The following is a 22,792-nucleotide window of genomic DNA, read 5'->3' on the forward strand; positions in this document are numbered from 1 at the left end:
GAATTAATCCATTTCTTTCAAAGTAATATTCTTTGAAATTTTGTAGCTCTTTTTCTTCTTATTAGGTTTTTCCTCTTCACCAAGAAGTTCCCCCCATGGTTGTAAGCCTTCCACTCGTTCAAAAATAATTTTAATGATGGCAATGGCTGGAATACAAAGAAACATACCGGAAATTCCCCATAAGTGTTCACCCAATAGAATGCCGATGAAAGAAAACAATGCGTTTATTTTTACTTTTGAACCAACAACAAAAGGAAGTACAATATTTCCGTCAATGGCATGTACAGCAACGTAGCCAATAGCCACATAAATACAAGTAGAAACTGAACCCGTAGCAAACGCTATAAAACACGAAATCAACAATGAAATGCAGATTCCGATGTAAGGAATGACATTTAATAATCCCGTTAAAACGCCCAAAAGGATAGCATATTTCACCCCAAGAACAGAAAGTAAAATGGTAGTAAAAGTAGAAACAATAATCACCTGAAGGCAAAGCCCAATGATGTATCGTTTGGTCATTATTCTTACTTCAGAAACCACCTCCTGTACGCTTGCCTGATGTTTTTCATTAAATACATTAACGATAAAATTATTTAAAATCCTTCTGTAGTTTAAGATAAAAATGAAAAACAGAATAAAAAACGCCAAAAATCCTAAACTGCTTGAAAATATACTGAATGTAAATCCTAAAATTACACCTGATGATGACAGAAGTTTGCTCAATCCCTGATCCAGATAATCAAGCTGTTCCTTAATTTTCACATTAAAAGTATGAGATACCCAGCTTTGAAGATTGGCAAAAACTTTGGTAGACTGCACTTTAAGATGTGGAATATCTTTTGAAAAATCCGATAACTGGGATCCGAAGAAAAATATTAATCCTGTAAGAATGACCAACATGATCATTACGGAAAGAATCGTAGAAAACGACCTGGGAAATCTTAATTTTCGTTCTAAAAAATTAGAGAACGGTAAAAAAAGCATTGCCATTAAAAATGCCAGAAAGAACGGCGCCAAAATGCTTTGACCTAATTTAACAAGATATCCAATGCCAATAATGGAAATGATTGCCAAAGCCAGTTTTAGCAAAAATGGAAGTTTAAAAAAGTTCATACTCAAAATTGTGATTGATAAAAATAACGAAAACTGATGAATTTGCAGATTAAAATATAATTAATTCAATATTCACTCCCTCTAAAATAGTGCCTAACTTATCTAAATCGAAAACACGTCCCAAAATATGAGACGTGTTTTCTTTTATTGAGAATGTTGATATAGTTACGAATTATTTTTCAATGGCAATTTCAATGACTTCCTCCATTTTGTTGACATAATGGACGTTCAGGTTTTTCAGATAATCTTTTTTGATTTCTTCAACATCTTTTCTGTTGGCTTCACAAAGAATTACGTCTTTAATTCCTGCTCTTGTTGCAGCGAGTAATTTTTCTTTAATTCCACCTACAGGAAGTACTTTTCCTCTTAAGGTAATCTCGCCGGTCATCGCAAGATGCGGTTTTACTTTTTTATTTTTAAAGGAAGAAACCATCGAAGTCAGCATTGCAATACCTGCAGAAGGTCCGTCTTTCGGAGTTGCCCCTTCAGGAACGTGAACGTGAATGTTTTTCTTTTCGATATCATCCTGAGAAATTCCCAGTTCATCGTGTTTTGCTTTAATGTATTCCAAAGCAATCGTAGCAGATTCTTTCATGACAGTTCCCAAATTCCCTGTCATCGTTAAAGCACCTTTTCCATTGCTTAAAATACTTTCAATGAATAAAATATCTCCGCCAACGCTTGTCCACGCAAGACCGGTTACCACTCCGGGAACATCGGTTAGCTCGGCTAAACTTTTCGGTCGTGGAACTCCTAAAATTTCATCTACTTTTTCAAGAGAAATTGTTGTGTTATATTCCTTAGCCAAAGCTGTCTGTAAGGCTACCCAACGGGCAATTCCGGCAAGTCTTTTTTCTAAACTTCTTACTCCGCTTTCAGATGTATGAGCTTCAATGATATGTTTTAATTCAGGATTTCCCAATTTGAAAGATTTTGCTGTCAAACCGTTTTCTTCCTGTTGTTTTTTAATTAAATGTCTCTTGGCAATCTCAATTTTTTCTTCTAATGTATATCCCGCAATCTGAATGATTTCCATTCTGTCCAATAACGGTGTCTGAATTGTTGATAATGAGTTGGCTGTAGCGATAAACATTACTTTAGACAAATCATAACCCATTTCCAGGAAATTGTCGTAGAAAGCTTTATTTTGCTCAGGATCAAGAACTTCTAATAATGCGGAACTTGGGTCGCCGTGCATTCCTTTTCCTACTTTATCAATCTCGTCCAGAACAATCACAGGGTTAGATGTTCCCGCTTTTTTAATGGATTGAAGGATTCTTCCTGCCATTGCGCCGATGTATGTTTTTCTATGACCACGGATTTCGCTTTCGTCATGAAGTCCGCCCAAAGAAACACGTACATATTTTCTTCCCAAAGCATCCGCAACCGATTTTCCCAATGAAGTTTTACCAACTCCCGGAGGTCCCACCAACAGTAGGATAGGGGATTTCATGTTATTTTTTAATTTTAAAACAGCCATGTGTTCCAAAATTCTTTTTTTGATATCTTCTAATCCGAAATGTGCTTTATCTAAAATTTTCTGTGCCTTTTCGATGTCGAAAGTATCTTTGGTAAAAGTATCCCAAGGTAAATCTGTAAAGAAATCCAGATAATTTCTCTGCACATTATAATCAGGAGAATTAGGATTCTGACGTTGTAAACGGTTGATTTCCTTTTGGAAATGCTCCTCAACTTCCGTATTCCATGTTTTCTTTCCGGCTTTAGCAATAAGATCTTCTACATCACTTTCTGGTCCGCCACCCAATTCTTCCTGAATGGTTCTGATTTGCTGGTTCAGAAAATATTCTTTCTGCTGCTTATCAAGATCTTTTGATGTTTTCTGATGAATCTGATTTCTCAATTCCAGTTTCCTGAAATCTTCATGCATCATTTCGTAGCACTTTTTGGCTCTTTCTATTAAATTTTTCTCTTCAAGCAGTTTCTGCTTCTCTGTGGAAGGGAAATTAGAGTTGGTGCAGATGAAATTTAACAGATCATCATTATTGTTGATATTTTTTATCGCAAAATTTGCGGCGTTTGGAATGTTAGGATCTAGTTCAATTATTTTTAACGCTAAATCTTTTACGTTTTCCAATAATGCTTCGTACTCTTCTTTATTTTTAGCTTTAGAATCTTTTAATTTAGAAATTTCAGCCTTAAAATAGGGTTGAAGTTCAACAAACTTTTTAACCTTAAATCTGTGAAAACCTTTTGTGATAGCCGTAATGTTTCCTTCAGGAAGTTTGATGATTTTAATGATTTTTGCCAATGTTCCCACCTGGTAAATATCTTTTTCAGAAGGTTGCTCCAAATCAGAGTTTTTCTGGCTAACAATTCCAATTAAATCACCGTTTTTTTGGGCTTCTTCCAGCAATTGTATAGATGTTTTTCTCCCTGCAGTAATAGGAATTACCACATTAGGAAACATTACCATATTTCTTACGGGAAGTATAGGGAATATCTTTTGTTCGGAATTTTTTTCACTTTCCGAAAGGTCTTCAAGGTTGATTTCTTCTGCTACAATATCAAATCCGTCACTTATCATTTCCTCAAGACTCATATCTTCAAATTCTGTCATAGTTAATCGAATGACAAATTGTCATTTTTCGTTTTAAATCGTTAACGTGAAATTTCACAATATGCGCTGAAAACGGATGGCATATTATGCTTTTGTAAAATGCACAAGACCTGTGCCATTTGTTTTTTACTAAAAAATACGGTCAAAATTTCCTTTTTTAGATAATTTAAATTTTAAAAACTAAAATAAATACTCAGGATTTCCGTAATTTCTTAAAAATGTGTATTTTCGCAAACTGATAAAAAACTATAATATATATAATGGCGATTTTAGGACAAATTAGGAGTAGACCTTGGCTTTTGATGGGAGTAATTGCACTGGCGCTTTTGGCGTTCCTTGTGAATCCCGACAGCATTGATAAGGTTTTTGGTAAAAATCCTGATGTTTTAGGAAAAGTGAACGGTGAGAAAATCACCCGGGAAGAGTTTAACGATCAACTTTTCGTGCTACAACAACAGGCTGAGCAGCAAGGTCAACCAAAAAATGGTCTTGAAGAGCAGGCATGGCAGTTATTGGTTCAATCTAAACTTATTAAGCAGCAGTTTGAAAAAATGGGCTTTGAAATGACAGAAGATTATTTTTGGAACCAGCTTCCATATGATCAGATGTTTGCCCAGCAAAAGCAGTTCTTTGATGAGAAAGGTAACTTTAAAACTCAGGAGCTGAAAAAACAGATTGAAGAGATGAAAGCTACTTCTCCCGAAGGATACAACCAATGGTTGAAAACCAGAAAATCGATCGAATACAGATTGATGGCGAGACAAGTGTTTGCTAATGTTTCTACAGGTATTACGACAGGTAAGAAAGAAGCTGAAGAATTGATGAGACAGAGAGATCAGTTAGCTGATATCGATTTTGTAAAAGTTGATTACACTTCTTATCTTCAGAAAAATAATATTAAAGTAACTACAGAAGATCTTGCTAATTATATCAAGCTTCACCCTGTAATGTTCAAAGCTGAAACGAGTAGAAATTTAGGAGTTGTTTATTTCCCTTCTACACCAAGTGCAGCTGATGATGCAGCAGTTCAGAAAGAAGTGACAAAACTTTTCTCGGGAACTGATGCTAATGGAGGTGGTGAAAACTTCCAGAATACTAAAAATGATTCAATGTTTGTAATGGCTAATTCTGATATGCCTTACAATAGTCAATATGTGCCGGCAAACCAATTACCTCAGACGATTCAGGGGCAAATTGCTACTGCTGCTATCGGGCAGACTTTTGGTCCGTACAAAGAGCAGAACTTTTATGTAGTTTCTAAACTTTTAAATAAGAAAACTTCAGATTCTACATTGTCTAAGCATATCTTAATTGCTTATAAAGGAGCAGAAAGATCTACAGCGACAAGAACAAAAGAGGCTGCTAAAAAGACTGCCGATAGTTTATTGGCTGTAATTAAAGCTAATCCTGCTGCATTTGCTGCAGGTCTAAAACTTTCTGACGAACCAAATGCAGTTGAAAGAAATGGTAGTGTGGGCTGGACAACTCCTGAAAGCCAATTTGCACCGGGATATTTAAACTTCTTGGCAAGTAATGCAAAAGGTTCTACGGGGTTGGCAGAAACAGAATTTGGGTACCATATCATCAATATTGAAGATAAAAAAGCAGGGGCAATGGGTTATAAAGTAGCTCATTTGGTAAAAACTGTTAAACCTTCTGATGCTACCGAAGCTGAAGTAAACAAAAATGCAAGCAGATTTGTTCAGCAGGTTCAAGGGAAATCTTATAACGATTTTGTAAATCTTGCTAAAAAAGCAAATTATAAATTTACCAATGCTAAACAGACGAAGAGATTCGACGGACAGATTCAGGGGTTAGGAACAGATAAAGATTCTGATATTCTTTCTTGGGCCTTTGATAAGAAAAGAGAAAAAGGAGATACTGAATTATTTACAGTAGACGGAACAGGAGATAAAATTGTTGTTTATTTAAACGGTAAGCAGGAAAAAGGAACTGCAGATCCGGAATCTGTAAGAGATCAGATTGAAACAGTTGTTAAAAATAAATTAGCAGCAAAACAGATTTCTGAGAAAATTGGTAAAGCAGGAAGTTTAGATCAGATTGCTAAGCAATTTGCAACGACAAAACAATCTGCACAGGTAAACTTGTTAAACCCGTCAGTAGCAGGTTCTATGGAGCCTAAAGTTGCTGGTGCTGCATTCGGAGTTGCGAAAGGAAAACTTTCTAACCCAATTGAAGGTGGTACGGGAGTTTATGTTTTGATCAAAAAGAACGAAACAACAAACAAACAACCTGGAGACCTTAAACAGTTTACGGAGTCAGTTAATCAGAGAAGTGCAGGAATGTTCGGTCAGGCTTGGTTAAAGAGCTTGCAGGACAATGCAAAGATCGATGATTACAGAATCGAAATCTGGGATAAGTTAGGTTCTCAGCAATAATTGAGAATTAATTTTCACAATTATAAAAAGCGGCAAAGTTTTTGCCGCTTTTTTTGTATTTAACCCAGAGCAATAAAGAAGAAACATTAATTTAAATGTAGTATATTTGCTCATTAGAAAAATTTAGCAAGTGAAGTTCAGTAAAGAATTAAAAGCTGGTGTAATAGCACTATTAGCCATCGTTGGCTTTGTTGTGTTGTTTCAATTTATGAAAGGCAGAAGTCTTTTTACTACCGACAATATATTTTACGCACAATATGAAAATGTGGAAGGATTGGCACAATCTTCTCCCGTTTCAATCAATGGGTTGAAAGTAGGGCAGGTTGATAAAATCATACCTCATACATCGAAAGACGGGAAAATTGACTTTCTCGTGAAAATTACTGTTGATAATAATTTTGAGTTCTCAAGAAACTCAACATTAGAAATTTTTGAGCCTAGCTTAATGGGGGGAAAAGAGATGAGAATCAACTTGATGTATGGCGGACAAACGGCAAAAGACGGAGATACGTTGAAAGGTGCTTTCAAATTAGGAACTCTGGGAAGTCTTTCTTCTCAGGTAGGTCCTGTAAAAGATCAGTTGCAGACTGTTTTGTATCGTGTAGATTCATTAATGTCAAGTGCTAATCAGGTGGTGAATGCGCAAAACCGTGAAGAAATCAGATTACTGTTGGCGAATCTTAATAAAACAGTTGGAGCCTTACAAACTACAGCAGGAAGTGTAAACGCTTTGGTGGGTCATAACGATCCAAAACTTCAGAAGGTGTTGGATGATGCAAGTTTAACAATGCAGAGTGGTAAAGTTACTTTAGATAAATATGGTAATTTGGCAGAAAGTATAGATACTAAAAAACTGAACGCTACAATTGCCAATCTCGATCAGACAGTTAGCAAATTAAATAATGTCGTAGATGGTGTCAACAACGGTCAGGGGAGTTTAGGTAAAATCATGAAAGATGAGGAATTATACAATAATCTAAACGCCGCTTCTACAAATTTAAATTTATTATTAGAAGACGTAAAAGCTCACCCTAAGAAATATGTTAATTTCTCTGTTTTCGGAAAGAATAACAAAGACTAAACTAACTTACCATGCAATATATCGATAATATAATTTTTCTGATTTTATTAGTTGCAGGTTTTGGACTGTTTGCAAAAAGTCTGCAAAAGATATACAGAAACATCAGATTAGGAAGAGAAATCAACCGAAGCGACAGAAAACCCGAACGATGGGAAACCATGGCAAGGGTGGCAATGGGACAGAGTAAAATGTCTAAACGTCCTGTAGCAGGAATTTTGCATCTTTTCGTATATGTCGGTTTCGTTATTATTAATATTGAACTTATTGAAATAATTGTTGATGGAATTTTCGGGACTCACCGATTTTTATCAACAATCTTAGGTGATACTTTTTACAGTTTCTTTACTGCAACATTAGAAATTTTAGCACTTTTAGTAATCATTGGAGTTGTAACTTTCTTTATCCGTAGAAACTTTTACGGTGTGAAAAGGCTTACGATGAAGGAACTTTTCGGATGGCCAAAAGATGATGCCAACTGGATTTTGATTATTGAATTTGCTTTAATGTTGGCTTTTTTCACCATGAATTCTTCGGATTTTATTCTCCAGATGAATGGTTTTGAAGGTTTTCATCATATAGGATCATTTCCAATCAGTGAAATGACATTGGTTCCGTTTTTACAAGTTTTCAGTTTTGATAACGGGTTTTTATTCATGATTGAAAGAGGAGCCTGGTGGTTCCACTTTGTAGGGATCTTGTTCTTTATGAATTATCTTTATTATTCAAAACATTTACATATTATTTTAGCTTTTCCAAGTACTTGGTATGCTAACTTAGAAGAGAAAGGAAAATTCAATAATCTGGAATCTGTTACCAAAGAAATTAAGCTCATGATGGATCCCAATGCAGATCCTTACGCTGCTCCGGCAGCAGGTGATGATGCAGAAGCTCCTTCAAAATTTGGTGCAGAAGATGTGTTTGATTTAAACCAGGTACAGTTATTAAATGCTTATTCATGTACAGAATGTGGTCGTTGTACTGCAGTTTGTCCTGCAAATATTACAGGTAAAAAGCTGTCTCCGAGATTGATCTTAATGAAAACGAGAGACCGTCTGGAAGAAGTAGGAAGAAATATCGACAAAAATGGTAAGTTTGAAGATGATGGTAAAAAACTTCTAAACGATTATATTACAAAAGAAGAATTATGGGCATGTACAACGTGTAATGCATGTACAGAAGCTTGTCCTGTATTGCTTGATCCGCTTTCAATTATTTTCGAAATGAGAAGATTCTTGGTGATGGAACAGTCTGCTGCTCCTAAGGAATTGAATCTGATGATGACAAATGTCGAAAATAATGCGGCACCTTGGCAATACAATCAGGCAGACCGTCTGAATTGGGCAAATGACTAATCCATTATGCAAAAGGTTATTCGCTTTTTGGAAAAAAATGAATTAGAAATAAGAATTTCCTTCTATTTGATTATTATAAATATTGGATGGATTTATTTTATAGTTGAACTTTTTTCTGGATGTAACTTTAATGATAGTGTGTTTAATTATTCTCTGTGGATGCCTTCAGTAATTTTTGCGATCTATTTAGTTATCAAAAAGTTTAATTCAGGAGAATTTTTGTTTTTTGTGCCTGTAAGATTTGCATTATTTTATGTTTTCTTTCATTCTTTACTGTTTAATATTGCTTATTTAAGTCATAACATGATTTTAAATCGTCAAAAATACAACGAATTGGAAACGTTTATCGTTTATACTTTTGATGATCATGAAGAAAGAACAATAACCTTTGTTGAAAAAATTTATAACAAAATATTTAAATAAAATTCATAATACAAATGGATTTCACTATAAAAACAATGGCAGAATATGCTGCCGAAGGAAAATCGCCTGAAGTTTTATTTTGGGTGGGTTGTGCAGGAAGTTTTGACGACCGTGCCAAGAAAATTACGAGAGCATTTTGCAAAATATTAAATAAAATCGGTGTTGAATTTGCTGTTTTAGGACAGGAAGAAAGCTGTACCGGAGATCCTGCAAAACGTGCCGGAAACGAGTTTGTGTTCCAGATGATGGCAATGACGAATATTGAGGTTCTGAATGCTTATGATGTGAAAAAAATCGTTACTGCTTGTCCGCATTGTTTTAATACGATCAAGAATGAATATCCTAATTTAGGAGGGAATTACGAAGTGCTTCATCACACACAATTCCTTAAAAACTTAATGGAAGAAGGTAGATTGAAGATTGAAGGCGGAGCTTTTAGCGGTAAGAAAATTACTTTTCATGATCCTTGCTACCTTGGAAGAGCAAACGATGAGTACGAAGCACCAAGAATGCTTTTGGAGAAGCTTGATGCCGAGCTTGTAGAAATGAAACGTTGCAAAACCAACGGATTATGTTGTGGAGCCGGTGGTGCACAGATGTTTAAAGAACCTGAAAAGGGAAAAAAAGATATTAACGTCGAAAGAACTGAAGAAGCACTTTCTTACAAGCCAAAAGTGATTGCAACAGGCTGTCCTTTCTGTAATACAATGATGACAGACGGTGTAAAACACTTCAATAAAAACGATGAAGTTGTAGTAAAAGATATTGTTGAACTTCTTGCTGAGGCAGAAGATTTATAAAACTCAATCTCTTAATGTAAAATTATGAAAATCGAAGAATCAAATATAGTAGAAGCTAATGATTACAGAGTGATCATATATCCAGCGTCAAGACCTTTGGAAACTAAAGAAGCTAAAGTAATTACAGAAAAATTGTATGACTTTTTGGCAACTTGGGCAGCGCATGGAAAACCTCTTTCGTCGTCTTTTAAAATTGAGAAAAACCAGTTTATTGTTATTTGTGTTGATGAAGAAAAAGAAATGGCTTCAGGATGCAGTATTGATGCGTTGGGTAAGGTGATGAGAGAAATTGATGAAGAATACAAATTGGGTTTATTCGATAGAATGAAGGCGAGCTTTGTTGAAAATGGAGAAGTAAAAACACTGAAACTGATTGATTTTAAAAATAAAATCAGAAATAATGAAATTTCGAAAGAAATTGAAGTTTTTGATTTCTCTAAAAATACCTACATGGAATTCATCGGCAACTTCCTGTTACCTTTTGAAAGAAGCTGGGCTGCCGGAATTAAATAAAATCTCTTCAATTAAATAAAAATAAAAGTGGAAATTTTCCACTTTTTTGCTTTCGTGTATATTTGTAAAAAATTCTATCAATAATAGATTTTGGTTGCTATAATTCTAAAATAATGTCTAAAATTCTTTTCTTAACTACCGCCCACCGATACGATGATGACCGAATTTTCTATCATCAGGCAAAAGCACTTCGAGATCAGGGTAATGAAGTTAAGATTTGCAGTCTGTCAGCAGAATTTCAGGGTATTATTGAAGGAATTGAAATTGAATCTTACTCGGTTATTGATAAAAATACAGAAGAGAAAACGAAAGTTTTCGAAAGAGTTTGCGATTTTTTTGATCCCGACTGTATTATTGCTTCTGAACCTTTGGCGGTAATTGCCACTAAGAAGTTTAAAAAAAAGAAAAAAATCAGTGTTGTTTACGACATTACAGAATGGTATCCTTCCATGAGAATGGTGGAAAATTTTTCTTTTCCAATGAATGTGATTCATGCGGTCAAATTTTTCTTGATTCAATTATATGCGGGATTGATAAGCACTCATTTTATTTTTGGTGAAAAAACTAAAAAATTTCCACTGGCTTATTTTTTTCCATTTAAAAAGAACTTGATTTCGCCCTATTATCCTGATGATATTTATATTCAAAAAAATATTAAAAAGCTGAATCCTAATAAAATCACGCTTTGTTATACCGGTCAGTTTTCGGAAGAAAAAGGCATCGGAAATTTTTTTGCTGCGATTGATAATCTTAGAAATAAAAAACCTGAATTAGAAATCTATATCCTTTTAATTGGTGGTTCAAGGAGAGAAAAAGATGCAGAATATTTTTCAGAATTGGTTCAAAAATATCAGTTTGAAAATATCAAGATCGGAAAATCAACTTCATTTGAAACTTTTACCGAAGCGTATGAAGATGCAGATATTTGCTTTGATTTAAGAACGGTCAATTATGAAAATCATCACTGTCTGCCGATTAAAATATTTTATTATGCAGCATCGGGAAAACCTGTAATTTATACAAATCTAAAGGCAACGAGAGAGCATGTAGATGTTTCGAAATTCGGTTTTCTGGTTGATCCGGAAAATGCTGAGGAAATTGCGAGTATAATTCTTACATATATCGAAAATCCTGAATTATATTCAAATCATGCCAACAACGCAAGGCTTGAATATGAAAACAAATACAACTGGAACAGTATCAAGGATTTGTTTGTAAATTTCATCAACAAATCGATGCAATAAGATGAAGCAAAACACTATTTTGAAAACGTTCGTTTCCCGGTTTTTAATTTTGATATTAAATTTCGGATTGGTTATTTACTCTGCTAATATGTGGGGAAGTGAAGGGAAAGGAGTGATTTCAATAGTAATTGCAGATCTTACGATCATAAGCTTTTTCGCCAATATTTTTGTGGGAAGCAGTATGAGTTATTTTGCCTCAAAATATAAAGTCGAACAGGTGTTGCCTTTTGCTTATGTCTGGTCGATCTTAATCGGGATTGTAATTCCTGTTATTTTTAATTTTAATCATGCTTCAGAATATTTCGGTTATTTGATTTTATTGTCGGTGCTATCTTCGCTTTTAGCGGCAAATATTAATTTATTTGTAGGAATGCAGAATATTAAAATGTTTAATTTGTATACTGTTTTACAGCAGATTATTCATATTATTTTTATTGGAATTATAATTTATATCGTTAAAATTACTTCGGTTAATTCTTATTTTATTGCACAGATTATCTGTTTTGGAGTTTTATTTTTGATCAGTGCATTTCAGGTTTTGAAACATTGCCAATTTTCAAATATTTCTTTTTCAAAATCGATTGGTGCTAAATTGTTCGATTACGGTTGGAAAACGCAGTTGAGTGCTTTTTTACAGTTTTTGAATTACCGTTTGTCTTTTTACTTTCTTGAATATTTTAAAGGAATTGTAAGTGTAGGAATTTTCTCTGTTGGAATTGCCTTTTCTGAAGCGGTCTGGACGGTTAGCAGAAGTCTTTCGGTCATTCTGTATGCTGATGTGGTGAATAATACAGATTCAAATATTGCCATTCAAAAAACCAAAATTTCATTGAGAATCAGTTTTTTAATTACACTGTTGTTCATAATTGTGATGTTACTAATTCCGGCAGAATTGTATTCCATGATTTTTGGAAAAGATTTTAGCCAGACAAAAGAAATTATTCTTTTTCTTTCACCGGGAATTTTAGCTATTGCGGTCAGTAATATTATCGGATATTATTTCGCCGGAATCAATAAATTGAGAATTTTAAATGTAAAAGCCATTATTGGACTTATTTTTACGGTTGTTTCATCATTTTACATTATTCCGAGATGGGGAATTCGTGGCGCTTGTATTGTTACATCTATTTCCTACTGCATTTCTTCAGCAATTTTATTCTGGAGATTTTATCAGTTAACAGAATTTCATATTCAGGATTATGTACTGTCGAAAACTGAAATTAATTTACTTTTAAATAAGATAGTAAAGAAAAAATAACGCAATAAAATTAAAATAAGTTTTTATCTTTGTTGGAAATGAGGAATATAATTTTTGGATTTGTTATTGTTTTTTTTGCGTTTCTAAGCTGTAGAAGCGGAGATGATGAGGAAATACGAAAAATAGATCAGATCTTGAATATTTATATGAAAAATGGTTTAGGGCGAGATTTATTTCATAAAAAGAACGACACCACATATTTTACTTATTTCATGACTGATGTTAATGGAGTTGCGGATAATACTCCGGTAAGCAGTTCCTTAAAAGCGACTGCAGATTCCACGCTTTATATAGAATATTTGGCAGGAGCTAAAAGAGTAGGGTTGGATACAATTGATCCTAACAATAGAACATATCATTCAGTAATTACGTTATCATTAGTAAAAAGGTTGAATAATACAATTCTTGATACCATTAATGATAGATTGGAAATCCAATATAGAATGACACCTTCAGTTTTTGAAGTCTCGAAAGTGTATTATAATGATACGTTGAGATTTACAAAACAACCGGGAGGTTCCAATGTAGTTACTATCGTAAAATAATTTTATAAATTTGCAAAACTGTTGGCATTTAATGATCAACATTCTAATAACTAACATCTAAATAAAATGTTACAAGTCAATTTTTTGCGCGACAACAAAGAGCGCGTTTTAGAAGGTCTTAACAAAAGACAATTCAAAAATCTTGAGTTGGTAGACGAGGCTATTGCTACTGACGAAGAAAGAAAAAAAATTCAGTTTGAATTAGATTCTCAACTTTCTGAAATCAATAAAATCTCCAAAGAAATTGGTATTTTAATGAAAGAAGGAAAAAAAGAAGAAGCTGAATCTGCAAAATCTAAAACAGCACAATACAAAGAGTCGACGTCGGAATTGAAGTTGCAACTTAGTAATTTAGAAGAAGCTTTATTAAATATTTTATATCAATTGCCAAACATTCCAAATGAATTGGTTAAAAAAGGAGTTTCGGCTGATGACAACGAAATCATCTACCAATCTCACGATGTAGAAGGTTTGGGCGAAGGTGCAATTCCTCACTGGGAACTGGCAAAAAAATATAACCTTATCGATTTTGAATTAGGGGTAAAAATTGCTGGTGCAGGTTTCCCTGTTTATTTGAATAAAGGAGCAAGATTGCAAAGAGCTTTGGTTCAGTATTTCCTAGATAAAAACGTTGAAAAAGGATATATGGAGGTAAATCCGCCTCACGTTGTCAATGAAGCTTCAGGATATGGAACAGGACAATTGCCAGATAAAGAAGGGCAGATGTATTATATTCAGGCAGACGATTTATATTTAATTCCAACGGCGGAAGTCCCTGTGACGAATTTATATCGTGATGTTTTGTTGGATGAAAAAGATCTTCCTATTAAAAATACGGCATTTTCTCAATGCTACAGAAGAGAAGCGGGAAGTTATGGGGCTCATGTAAGAGGTTTGAATCGTCTTCATCAATTCGAAAAAGTAGAAATCGTAAGACTTGAAAAGCCTGAAAATTCTTACGCTGTTCTGGAAGAAATGGTAGAACATATCAAAGAAATTTTAACAGATCTTGAACTTCCTTACAGAGTATTAAGACTTTGTGGTGGAGATACAGGTTTCGCTTCTGCGATGACGTACGATTTTGAAGTTTGGAGTGCCGCTCAGGAAATGTGGCTCGAAGTAAGTTCTGTATCTAACTTTGAAACGTTCCAGGCAAACAGATTAAAATGCCGTTATAAAGCAGACGGAAAAACTCAATTGGTTCACACTTTGAATGGTTCTGCAATGGCATTGCCTAGAATTATGGCAGCTTTGCTTGAAAATAATCAGACGGAAGAAGGCATTAAGCTTCCTAAGAAAATTGCTGAATATGCGAGGTTTGATGTAATTAATTAATAAAATCTCTTTAACATAAAATTAAACCACTGTTTTTTACAGTGGTTTTTTATTTGATAGCTCTTTTAATTATCTAACTTAAAATAAGCGAATCATTCAATCTGAATCTTTAATGAATTTTGTTGACGATGAATTTCCGTTTTTATCAATCATTTGCAAAACATAGTTTCCTTTAGCTAATCCTGATACATTAAGTTGTGGATTTTTAGTTACGTTTTTTTGAGAATAAACTTGTTGGCCGACAAAATTAAAAATCTTTAATTCTACCAAATCATCAGTCGATTTTACATAAAGCAGATCTTTTACAGGATTAGGATAAACAGATGTTTCACCATTAATTTCAACTGATTTTACGCCCAATGTACCCGAAGAATTAATTTTTACATAGGAAAAATTCCCCTGCAAGACACTAGCATCGCTTGACCAGCAGGCTGTAAAAAGACTCCCATATCCTGCAGTGCTTATTCCTGCGGCATGAATTGATGTTGAACTGCCGTTGCTTCCTGTATGGCGTATTTCTATAACAAGATTGTTACCTGTATAAAGATAAGGAGTGGTAAAATTTATATTGAATGTAAAATTAGTGCCGTCTGAAACTGCGTTTGCAGGAATTAATAGGCTTCCTGAACGTACCTGTGTCTGCGCGCCCACTATATTTGCCGCAAAATTAAGCTGTCGGTCTGCGGGCTCTACACCGTTACTCAGATAAATCTGATAATCAGAAAATGTAGTATCTGCAACTGGCCAGGACGCCGTAACGGTTGTCGGAAGTCTGAATGATATGGAGGTAAGAGATTTTCCTGCTAAAGCCGTAAGTTGCGAATCATCAATGATCATTTGATAATTTCTCGCAACATTAGCAAGAGGTCCCGTAAATGAACCTGTTACAGCTAAGTTTGGAATTGTTAACGAACTTTGAGCTTTCATTACAGAAGACAACAAAATAATACTTACAATAATGATATTTAGGACAATTTTTTGATAAGAATCCCACAGGAGATGTATTTTAGAAAACTGAAATTTGTGAGAAGGTAGTTTTTTATTCATAATATGATTTTAGGTATAAGAAAGATACAAAAAAATGATTATTCAACATAATATTATTTAATGAACTATACTTATAATCATATTACTTTATTAATGCATATTTAATAGAAAACTATTGCTATTTTCACGGTTTTTATTTATTGATAATTGAATTTTTGGGATGTAAAATTGAATTTTTATTATCATTTTTTAGCTTAAATTAGTATAGCTTATGTAAAATAATATGTTACACCAAAAATGAATTACAATAATGATAATTTTAAAATGAGTGATAAAAAATCGGACTTTGTTGTATTCAAAATTATTTATCCTCTGATCGGCTTGCTGATAGTGATATTAAATCCTTTATCCATTTTTGTAATTGCATTATTGGTAAGTCTGCCTTTTTATTTCATCATTTTTAAGAGTGATATCGGTAAACGGACATTTTTATTTCTTACTGGAGGATTGTATGTTTTGTTTTTGCTTATGTATTCTGTTTCACCGAAAATTCAATACTTTGAATTTAAATTCAGTCACAACAACTGGATAGAGGTGGACGGAAGAATAACAGACTTTAGCATCGACTGGAAAAGTGGTAAAAATCGCAAATCGATTGCTGATATTAAATATCAATTCAAATCAAATGACCATACATATGAAAGAGAAGAAACGGGTGCGGTCGTACATTATACAAATTCTATCTTTTGGGATTCTGAAAAAGATAAAATGAGGTCGAATGCAATTTTAGAGAACGATGTGAAAGATTATATTAATGAAAAAAATTATAAAATTTTATATCATCCTAAAACACGAAAAAGTAAGATAATGATGCCGTTGAATATGTTTTTATTTTCAAACTCCGGCGGATTTAATATTATTTTTACTACTTCTAAAATATTTTTGATTCCTTTACTATTGATGTTTATTATTTTTGGAAATACCTCCAAACGGAAATAGGTTGTTGGGAAATTTTAATGACAATTTGCATTATGCGGATGTGTACTGTGATCACCAGGCAAATGACAATCTCCTTGATTATCTTTTGAAATCGTCATCGCTTCAGCTCTTGGTGATAGATAAGGAATGCCTAATTCTAAGCCTCTTACAATAAATAATGCGCCTAAAATAATCATAACAACCGGAATCACTTTTAAAACTTTTATCCTGAAAGCCTGATTCATGAGATTTCCGACTAAAACTATTGTAAACATGAACGGAAGTGTTCCCAAGCCAAATAAAGCCATATAGGAAGCTCCCTGCCAAATTCCCCCACTTGCTAAACTTGCTGTTAATGCCATGTACACCATTCCGCAGGGTAAAAATCCGTTGAGAATTCCGGTCGTGAATCTGGAACGGTAATCTGCTTTTTGAAGTAATCTTCCCAAGTTGGATTTAACTTTAAATAAAAATTTTGAAAAGAAAGGAATTTTTGAAGCGAAATCTTTTCCTCCAAAAGAAAAAACAGCCATGATAATCAGTAAAATCCCAACAGCAATGGTCAGGTATTTCTGAATACCCGCCATTTCAAATCCTTCACCTATTATTCCCAGAATCGCTCCCAATAATGAATAGGTGAAAATTCTCCCAAATTGATATGTAAGATTCTGAAGATAAAAATTGGTAGCCTGTTTTTTAGTTAATCCCATCGACAAAGCAATAGGTCCGCACATTCCGATACAGTGAAATCCGGATGCAAAACCCAAACCGAGTGCCGATATAATAAGTGCTATTTCCATATTACATCATAATCCAATCTGTAGTCAGTTTTATCTTTTGTCCAGCTTAATCTTAATGTATAATTTCCCATTTTCAAAACTCCCGCAGGAATTGTAAATGACTGATTGGCATCAAGCTGCACAGATTTTTTAATATCCAAATTCTGGTCGTCGGTTCTGTTTAATACAAATTTTGCTACCGTATTCTTGTTATCATAACCTTTTGGAAAAGTTACTTTTATTCCAGCCTGATTCTGGCTGTAGACCGGTTTTTCCTCCAGTTGATCTCCTCTTTTTTTGGCATCGATTACATCCTGATATTTTAATTCTTCTTCATAATAATTATCGGTTACCATTTCCGAATTTTTCTGTCCATTGGGGAAGAGAAATAACATTGACAGTATGAAAATAATGAATGACAATAATGCAATTACGACTCCGTGCCCCCAGGTAAAGTTCTTCATTTCTTAAAATTAAAATTGTAATTTAAAAGGTCCTTCGAAGTAAGTCTGGTAAGAATCTACCAATTTCCCCTTCATATCATAAACCCCGATGGTAATATTTTGTTTTGAAAGTTTCATGTCATTTTCAGGGAAACTGACATTAATTGTTCCTTTCGTTATTTTATCTCTTTCTACAACAATCTTGCTTGACTCACTGTAAATAACTTCTCCGTGTATTGGTTCGATTATTTTAACAGTAACCATTTTTTTATCGTTGGTTTTATTCAGGAAAGTATAATTATAGGTATTGGTAATTTTTCCGTCTCTTATAAAGAATGTACTTCCGGCAGGTTTAATGAATTTAGCTTCCATTTCTCCTCTGCTTGAAAGAAGATACCCTAAAAATACAGTTAAAAGAACAAGAACAATAGCAAAACCTTTCATTCTTCCTGAAAACTTAAATTCAGTTTTGTTCTCAATTTCGTTTTCAGTAGCATATCTGATCAATCCTCTCGGAAGACCCACTTTATCCATTACTTCATCACAAGCATCGATACACGCTGTACAGTTGATACATTCCAATTGCTGACCGTCTCTGATGTCAATTCCGGTCGGACAAACTACAACGCATTGGTGACAATCGATACAATCGCCTTTTCCTGCCGCTTTTCTGTCTTCGCCTTTTCTCCATTTAGATCTGTTTTCACCTCTGTTGAAATCATAAAAAACGTTTACTGTGTCTTTATCGATTAAAACTCCCTGCAGTCTTCCGTAAGGACAAACCAATGTACAAACCTGCTCTCTAAACCACGCAAATACAAAGTAAAATGCCGCAGTAAGCAGAATCATTACGATAAAATTAGTTGGATGGGCAAATGGTCCTTCAGAAATAATTTTTAAAACTTCCTCATATCCTACGATATACATGAACATGAAGTGAGTGATAATTAATGAAATAATAATGTAAACGGTCCATTTCAGGCCTCTTTTCCAAATCTTTTCGCTGTTCCATTCCTGTCTGTCAAGCTTCATTTGCTTGTTTCGGTCTCCTTCAATAAGATATTCTATTTTACGAAATATAGATTCCATAAAAATTGTCTGAGGGCAAATCCACCCGCAGAAAATTCTTCCGAATGCAATCGTAAAAATGATAATAAACAGTAAAGAAGTAATTGCCCCGACAGTTAAGATGAAAAAATCTTGCAAATAGAAAGGTTGTCCGAAAATAAAAAATTCTCTGTCAATTACATTAAATAAAACAAGTGGGTTCCCATTGATTTTGATAAATGGAAAAACGAAATAAATGATAAGTAAGAGATAACTTACAATATTTCTGTAGTTGGTATATTTTCCTTTAGGTTTTCTGGGATATACCCATTTCCTTTTACCGGATTGATGCATTGTCCCGATAGAATCCCTGTAAGTCTCAGGATCCAGAACCTGCCCCTGTCCGCCGCGTACTTCTAAATCTTCTATATCTGACATTTTATATTTATTTTAAAAAAGAAAAAACATAATTCGTTACTATTTTTAGTTAATAACAAATTATGTTTTTCATATGTTTTAATTTATTTGAGTTAAATTATTCTTTTTCCCAATGTGCCTCGTCTCCGTAAGGTTTTGCTCCTCCCTGAGCCGGAGTAATTGGCGGTTGCTCCTGATTAATATGATATACATAAGCTGCTACATTTTGAATATCAGCCCCTGTTAAAACACCATTTTTACCCCAAGCCTGCATTGCTGTACCTGTTACTCCATTTTCTACAACGTGGAATACGTTTTTGAATAATGTCTTTTCAGGTTGGTTATGCCAGAAGTTATCCGTCAAGTTTGGTCCGATACCTCCTTTACCACCTTCAGAGTGACAAGTAACGCAGTTTGTTTTGAATATCTCTTGTCCTGCAGCGATGTTATCAGCAGAATATTTTGCTGATTCTATCGTGATAGGAGGCTGAGATGCTTCATATTCTGCGATGCTTGCTAATTGCTCTTTATATTCTTGCTCATATTCACTGATTGGGTGTGCAAAGTTTGTGAAAGAATATGCAGATATATATACGATACAAAAAGCAGTCCCAAAGTAAAATAATCCTACCCACCATTTTGGTAATTGGTTATCAAGCTCCATAATTCCGTCGAAACCATGATCGATAAGGATATCTTTTTCTTCTGCAGCAGATTGCTTTTTAAATGCTGCGTCATACATTCTTTTTAAGAATGGAATTTTCTTCTCAGCTAAATAGGCTGCTTTTTCTTCTGCAGATAACTTTTTGAATTTATTATTTTCAATCAAATCTCCGATAGCACTGTGGATGTATGCCAAAATAGCAGCAATTACAACAGTTCCCCAGAAATAAGGTGATCCTAAGAAAGCATAGCTTTGTACAAACAGATAATAAAAAACTATTAAAAGTCCAATGATTATTAAAATGTTTATAACAACCGGTGTTCTTTGTTTCATAATAAGTTGTTTAATTTTTTAAATTAAAAATATCATCATCTTTATCGTCCCCCAAAGGTGCTTCTTCTTCTTCTTTATAGTATTTTTTAGGTCTGCTAAAAACATAAATTATAAGAGAAACGAAAAAAAGCATAAAGAAAATCAGAGCCAATATTTGGTAAAAACCAGCATTGTCGGTATTGGATAATATGTCTTTAAAGTTTTGAGGTATCATGATGTGAACCTTTTAATGATTAGTTATTACTTGCTGTTTTTATTTCAGTGGTCTTGATATCTGTTCCTAATCTTTGAAGGAAAGAGATAAGAGCTACAATTTCTTTTTTCTCTAATTCTCCCTGAGGTCTCTTAGCATAAGCATCTTTCAAATCTGGTGCCTCAGAGTAGATATCTTTTACAATTTTCGCTGCCTGATTGTTTGCCCAAGTATTTGCAGAATCAATTTCAGCTCTTGTGTAAGGTACATCAAATGTATTTTTCATTAAAGACATTTTAGCAACCATTTTAGATCTGTCTAAGTTATTTGCAATCAACCAAGGGTAACGAGGCATGATAGAACCTGCAGAGGTAGATCTTGGGTTATACATGTGCTTGTAGTGCCAAGAACTTGGGTTTTTACCACCTTCTCTATGTAAATCCGGTCCTGTTCTTTTTGATCCCCAAAGGAATGGTCTGTCATAAATGAATTCTCCCGCTTTAGAATACTGTCCGTTTTTACCGTTAAATCTTGTAATCTCATCTCTGAATGGTCTTACCATCTGTGAGTGACAAGCGTTACAACCTTCTCGGATATAAATATCTCTACCTTCTAATTCTAGTGGAGAATATGGTTTAACTGCTGAAATGGTTGGTACGCTTTTCTTCAATGATAGGGTAGGGATGATTTCTACCATACTACCGATTGAGATCGTGAATAATGACAATACAGTCAATAATAATGGAGTTCTTTCCAACCAAAGGTGGAATCCTTCTCCTTCTTTACGTTTGTTTCCGATGTTAGCCAAAGCCGGAGCTTCTGCAGGAACTTCTTTCTGAAATGATCCTTTTCTAACAGTCATGAAAACATTCACTACCATTAATAAACCTCCTGAAAGATAGAATAAACCTCCTACGAATCTTAATTTATAATAAGGGATAATTGCAGTAACCGTGTCCAACCAGTTTTTCCAAACTAAAGTTCCGTCTGGGTTGAATTGTTTCCACATTAATCCTTGCGTAAATCCTGCGATATACATTGGTACTGCATAGAAAATAATTCCTAAAGTTCCCAACCAGAAATGCCAGTTTGCCAATTTTAAAGACCACATTTTGGTTCTCCACATGATCGGTACCAAATAATAGATAACACCGAATGCCATGAAACCATTCCATCCTAATGCTCCTAAGTGAACGTGACCAATAACCCAGTCTGTAAAGTGACCGATTTTGTTGATGTTTTTTGTTGCCAAAAGCGGACCTTCGAAAGTTGCCATACCGTAACAAGTAACAGCTACAACGAAGAATTTCAAAATAGGATTTTCTCTTACTTTATCCCAAGCCCCTCTTAAGGTAAGAAGTCCATTCAACATACCTCCCCAAGATGGTGCGATCAGCATGATAGAGAAACCAGTTCCTACTGCCTGCGCCCAAGCCGGTAAAGCGGTATACTGAAGGTGGTGAGGACCAGCCCAGATATATACGAAGATTAATGACCAGAAGTGAATAATCGATAGTTTATATGAAAATACAGGTCTGTCTGCTGCTTTAGGTAAGAAATAATACATTAAACCTAAGACCGGAGTCGTTAATACGAATGCTACCGCATTGTGACCATACCACCATTGTACAATGGCATCTTTTGCTCCTGCATAAGCCGAATAAGATTTCCAGCCAGAGAAAGATAAAGGTACTTCTAAATTATTAAAGATATGAAGCATTGCTACGGCAACCCAAGTTCCAAGATAGAACCAAATGGCAACGTAAAGGTGTCTTACCCTTCTTTTTCTGATTGTTAAAATCATGTTTACACCGAAAATAATCCAAGATACAGCAATTAAGATATCGATTGGCCACTCATGTTCAGCATATTCTTTTGAAGTATTGATCCCCATAAAGAATGTAATGAATGTAGCTACAATCATAAACTGCCATGTCCAGAAATGGATCCATGAAAGCGTATCGCTGTACATTCTTGTTTTTAATAATCTCTGTGTAGAGTAATAAACTCCTACGTACACAATGTTACATACGAATGCAAAGATTACGGTGTTGGTGTGCAACATTCTGATTCTCCCGAACCCAAAGGCACCCTGCGTGTTTATTAAACCCTGTATATTACCCGATGCCAAACTATTGATGGTTGTATCATCAGTCCCAAAAAAGAATTCTGGAAGCTCCGGATAAAAAAGCATTAATGCCGCTGTAAGCCCGAACGTAAACCCTATGATCCCAAAAACTATGGTCGCATAAAGAAATGCCCGAACAATACTGTTGTCATAACTAAACTTTTGTGTTTCCATATCAA

At 34.4% G+C, this 22,792-nt stretch carries 20 protein-coding genes; 11 read left to right on the plus strand and 9 right to left on the minus strand.

What is annotated here, in order from left to right:
- Window positions 1-3: 3 nt before the first annotated feature.
- Both ASG22_RS15270 and lon read right to left on the minus strand, forming a co-directional pair.
- Complete coding sequence (locus ASG22_RS15270; RefSeq protein WP_055986432.1) at window positions 4-1,116, minus strand: AI-2E family transporter; 1,113 nt, start codon at window positions 1,114-1,116, stop codon at window positions 4-6.
- 172 nt (window positions 1,117-1,288) lie between these two features.
- A complete protein-coding gene (gene lon, locus ASG22_RS15275) occupies window positions 1,289-3,694 on the minus strand; it encodes an endopeptidase La (RefSeq protein ID WP_055986434.1) in 2,406 nt (801 codons plus the stop codon).
- A 260-nt stretch (window positions 3,695-3,954) separates the two neighbouring features.
- On the opposite strand from lon, the gene ASG22_RS15280 reads away from it, so the two are divergent.
- The 10 genes from ASG22_RS15280 (at window position 3,955) to serS (ending at window position 14,644) form a co-directional block, all read left to right on the plus strand.
- The gene (locus ASG22_RS15280) at window positions 3,955-6,093 is read left to right on the plus strand and encodes a peptidylprolyl isomerase (RefSeq protein ID WP_055986436.1); all 2,139 of its coding nucleotides are present in this window, start codon (window positions 3,955-3,957) and stop codon (window positions 6,091-6,093) included.
- Between the two features lie 130 nt (window positions 6,094-6,223).
- Window positions 6,224-7,174 carry an MlaD family protein gene (locus ASG22_RS15285; protein WP_055986438.1) on the plus strand — a complete coding sequence of 317 codons (951 nt, stop codon included), beginning with the start codon at window positions 6,224-6,226 and terminating at the stop codon, window positions 7,172-7,174.
- 11 nt (window positions 7,175-7,185) lie between these two features.
- The gene (locus ASG22_RS15290; protein ID WP_055986442.1) at window positions 7,186-8,526 is read left to right on the plus strand and encodes a (Fe-S)-binding protein; all 1,341 of its coding nucleotides are present in this window, start codon (window positions 7,186-7,188) and stop codon (window positions 8,524-8,526) included.
- Window positions 8,527-8,532: 6 nt separating this feature from the next.
- Window positions 8,533-8,949, plus strand: a complete 417-nt coding sequence (locus ASG22_RS15295) for a hypothetical protein (RefSeq protein ID WP_055986445.1) — start codon at window positions 8,533-8,535, stop codon at window positions 8,947-8,949.
- A 14-nt stretch (window positions 8,950-8,963) separates the two neighbouring features.
- Window positions 8,964-9,749 (plus strand): (Fe-S)-binding protein, encoded by a 786-nt coding sequence (locus ASG22_RS15300; protein WP_055986448.1) that lies wholly within the window; start codon window positions 8,964-8,966, stop codon window positions 9,747-9,749.
- Between the two features lie 24 nt (window positions 9,750-9,773).
- Window positions 9,774-10,262, plus strand: coding sequence for a hypothetical protein (locus tag ASG22_RS15305; protein WP_055986449.1), 489 nt, complete (start codon window positions 9,774-9,776; stop codon window positions 10,260-10,262).
- A 113-nt stretch (window positions 10,263-10,375) separates the two neighbouring features.
- Window positions 10,376-11,506, plus strand: a complete 1,131-nt coding sequence (locus ASG22_RS15310; RefSeq protein WP_055986452.1) for a glycosyltransferase — start codon at window positions 10,376-10,378, stop codon at window positions 11,504-11,506.
- A 1-nt stretch (window position 11,507) separates the two neighbouring features.
- Window positions 11,508-12,764, plus strand: coding sequence for a polysaccharide biosynthesis C-terminal domain-containing protein (locus ASG22_RS15315; RefSeq protein WP_055986455.1), 1,257 nt, complete (start codon window positions 11,508-11,510; stop codon window positions 12,762-12,764).
- A 38-nt stretch (window positions 12,765-12,802) separates the two neighbouring features.
- Window positions 12,803-13,309, plus strand: coding sequence for a hypothetical protein (locus ASG22_RS15320; protein ID WP_055986458.1), 507 nt, complete (start codon window positions 12,803-12,805; stop codon window positions 13,307-13,309).
- 66 nt (window positions 13,310-13,375) lie between these two features.
- Complete coding sequence (gene serS, locus ASG22_RS15325) at window positions 13,376-14,644, plus strand: serine--tRNA ligase (protein WP_055986461.1); 1,269 nt, start codon at window positions 13,376-13,378, stop codon at window positions 14,642-14,644.
- Between the two features lie 96 nt (window positions 14,645-14,740).
- Here the strand turns inward: serS and ASG22_RS15330 are convergent, their stop codons facing one another.
- Entirely contained in the window at window positions 14,741-15,691 is a 951-nt protein-coding gene (locus ASG22_RS15330; protein ID WP_055986464.1) for a T9SS type A sorting domain-containing protein, read from the minus strand.
- A gap of 237 nt (window positions 15,692-15,928) precedes the next feature.
- Here ASG22_RS15330 and ASG22_RS15335 point away from each other — a divergent pair, with 237 nt between their 5' ends.
- Complete coding sequence (locus tag ASG22_RS15335; RefSeq protein ID WP_055986466.1) at window positions 15,929-16,630, plus strand: hypothetical protein; 702 nt, start codon at window positions 15,929-15,931, stop codon at window positions 16,628-16,630.
- Window positions 16,631-16,644: 14 nt separating this feature from the next.
- Here ASG22_RS15335 and ASG22_RS15340 read toward each other — a convergent pair whose 3' ends face one another.
- From ASG22_RS15340 to ccoN, 6 genes are all read right to left on the minus strand, one after another.
- Window positions 16,645-17,409, minus strand: a complete 765-nt coding sequence (locus tag ASG22_RS15340; RefSeq protein WP_055986470.1) for a sulfite exporter TauE/SafE family protein — start codon at window positions 17,407-17,409, stop codon at window positions 16,645-16,647.
- The gene (locus ASG22_RS15345) at window positions 17,400-17,852 is read right to left on the minus strand and encodes a FixH family protein (RefSeq protein ID WP_055986473.1); all 453 of its coding nucleotides are present in this window, start codon (window positions 17,850-17,852) and stop codon (window positions 17,400-17,402) included. Before ASG22_RS15345 ends, ASG22_RS15340 begins: the two co-directional genes overlap by 10 nt.
- A gap of 9 nt (window positions 17,853-17,861) precedes the next feature.
- Window positions 17,862-19,316, minus strand: a complete 1,455-nt coding sequence (gene ccoG / locus ASG22_RS15350; RefSeq protein WP_055986475.1) for a cytochrome c oxidase accessory protein CcoG — start codon at window positions 19,314-19,316, stop codon at window positions 17,862-17,864.
- Between the two features lie 97 nt (window positions 19,317-19,413).
- Window positions 19,414-20,292 carry a c-type cytochrome gene (locus tag ASG22_RS15355; RefSeq protein WP_055986479.1) on the minus strand — a complete coding sequence of 293 codons (879 nt, stop codon included), beginning with the start codon at window positions 20,290-20,292 and terminating at the stop codon, window positions 19,414-19,416.
- 10 nt (window positions 20,293-20,302) lie between these two features.
- Window positions 20,303-20,506, minus strand: coding sequence for a cbb3-type cytochrome c oxidase subunit 3 (locus ASG22_RS15360; protein ID WP_055986482.1), 204 nt, complete (start codon window positions 20,504-20,506; stop codon window positions 20,303-20,305).
- A gap of 19 nt (window positions 20,507-20,525) precedes the next feature.
- Window positions 20,526-22,787 (minus strand): cytochrome-c oxidase, cbb3-type subunit I, encoded by a 2,262-nt coding sequence (gene ccoN / locus ASG22_RS15365; protein WP_055986485.1) that lies wholly within the window; start codon window positions 22,785-22,787, stop codon window positions 20,526-20,528.
- Window positions 22,788-22,792 lie beyond the last annotated feature (5 nt).

This window comes from Chryseobacterium sp. Leaf405 (assembly GCF_001425355.1).
Lineage (GTDB): Bacteria > Bacteroidota > Bacteroidia > Flavobacteriales > Weeksellaceae > Chryseobacterium.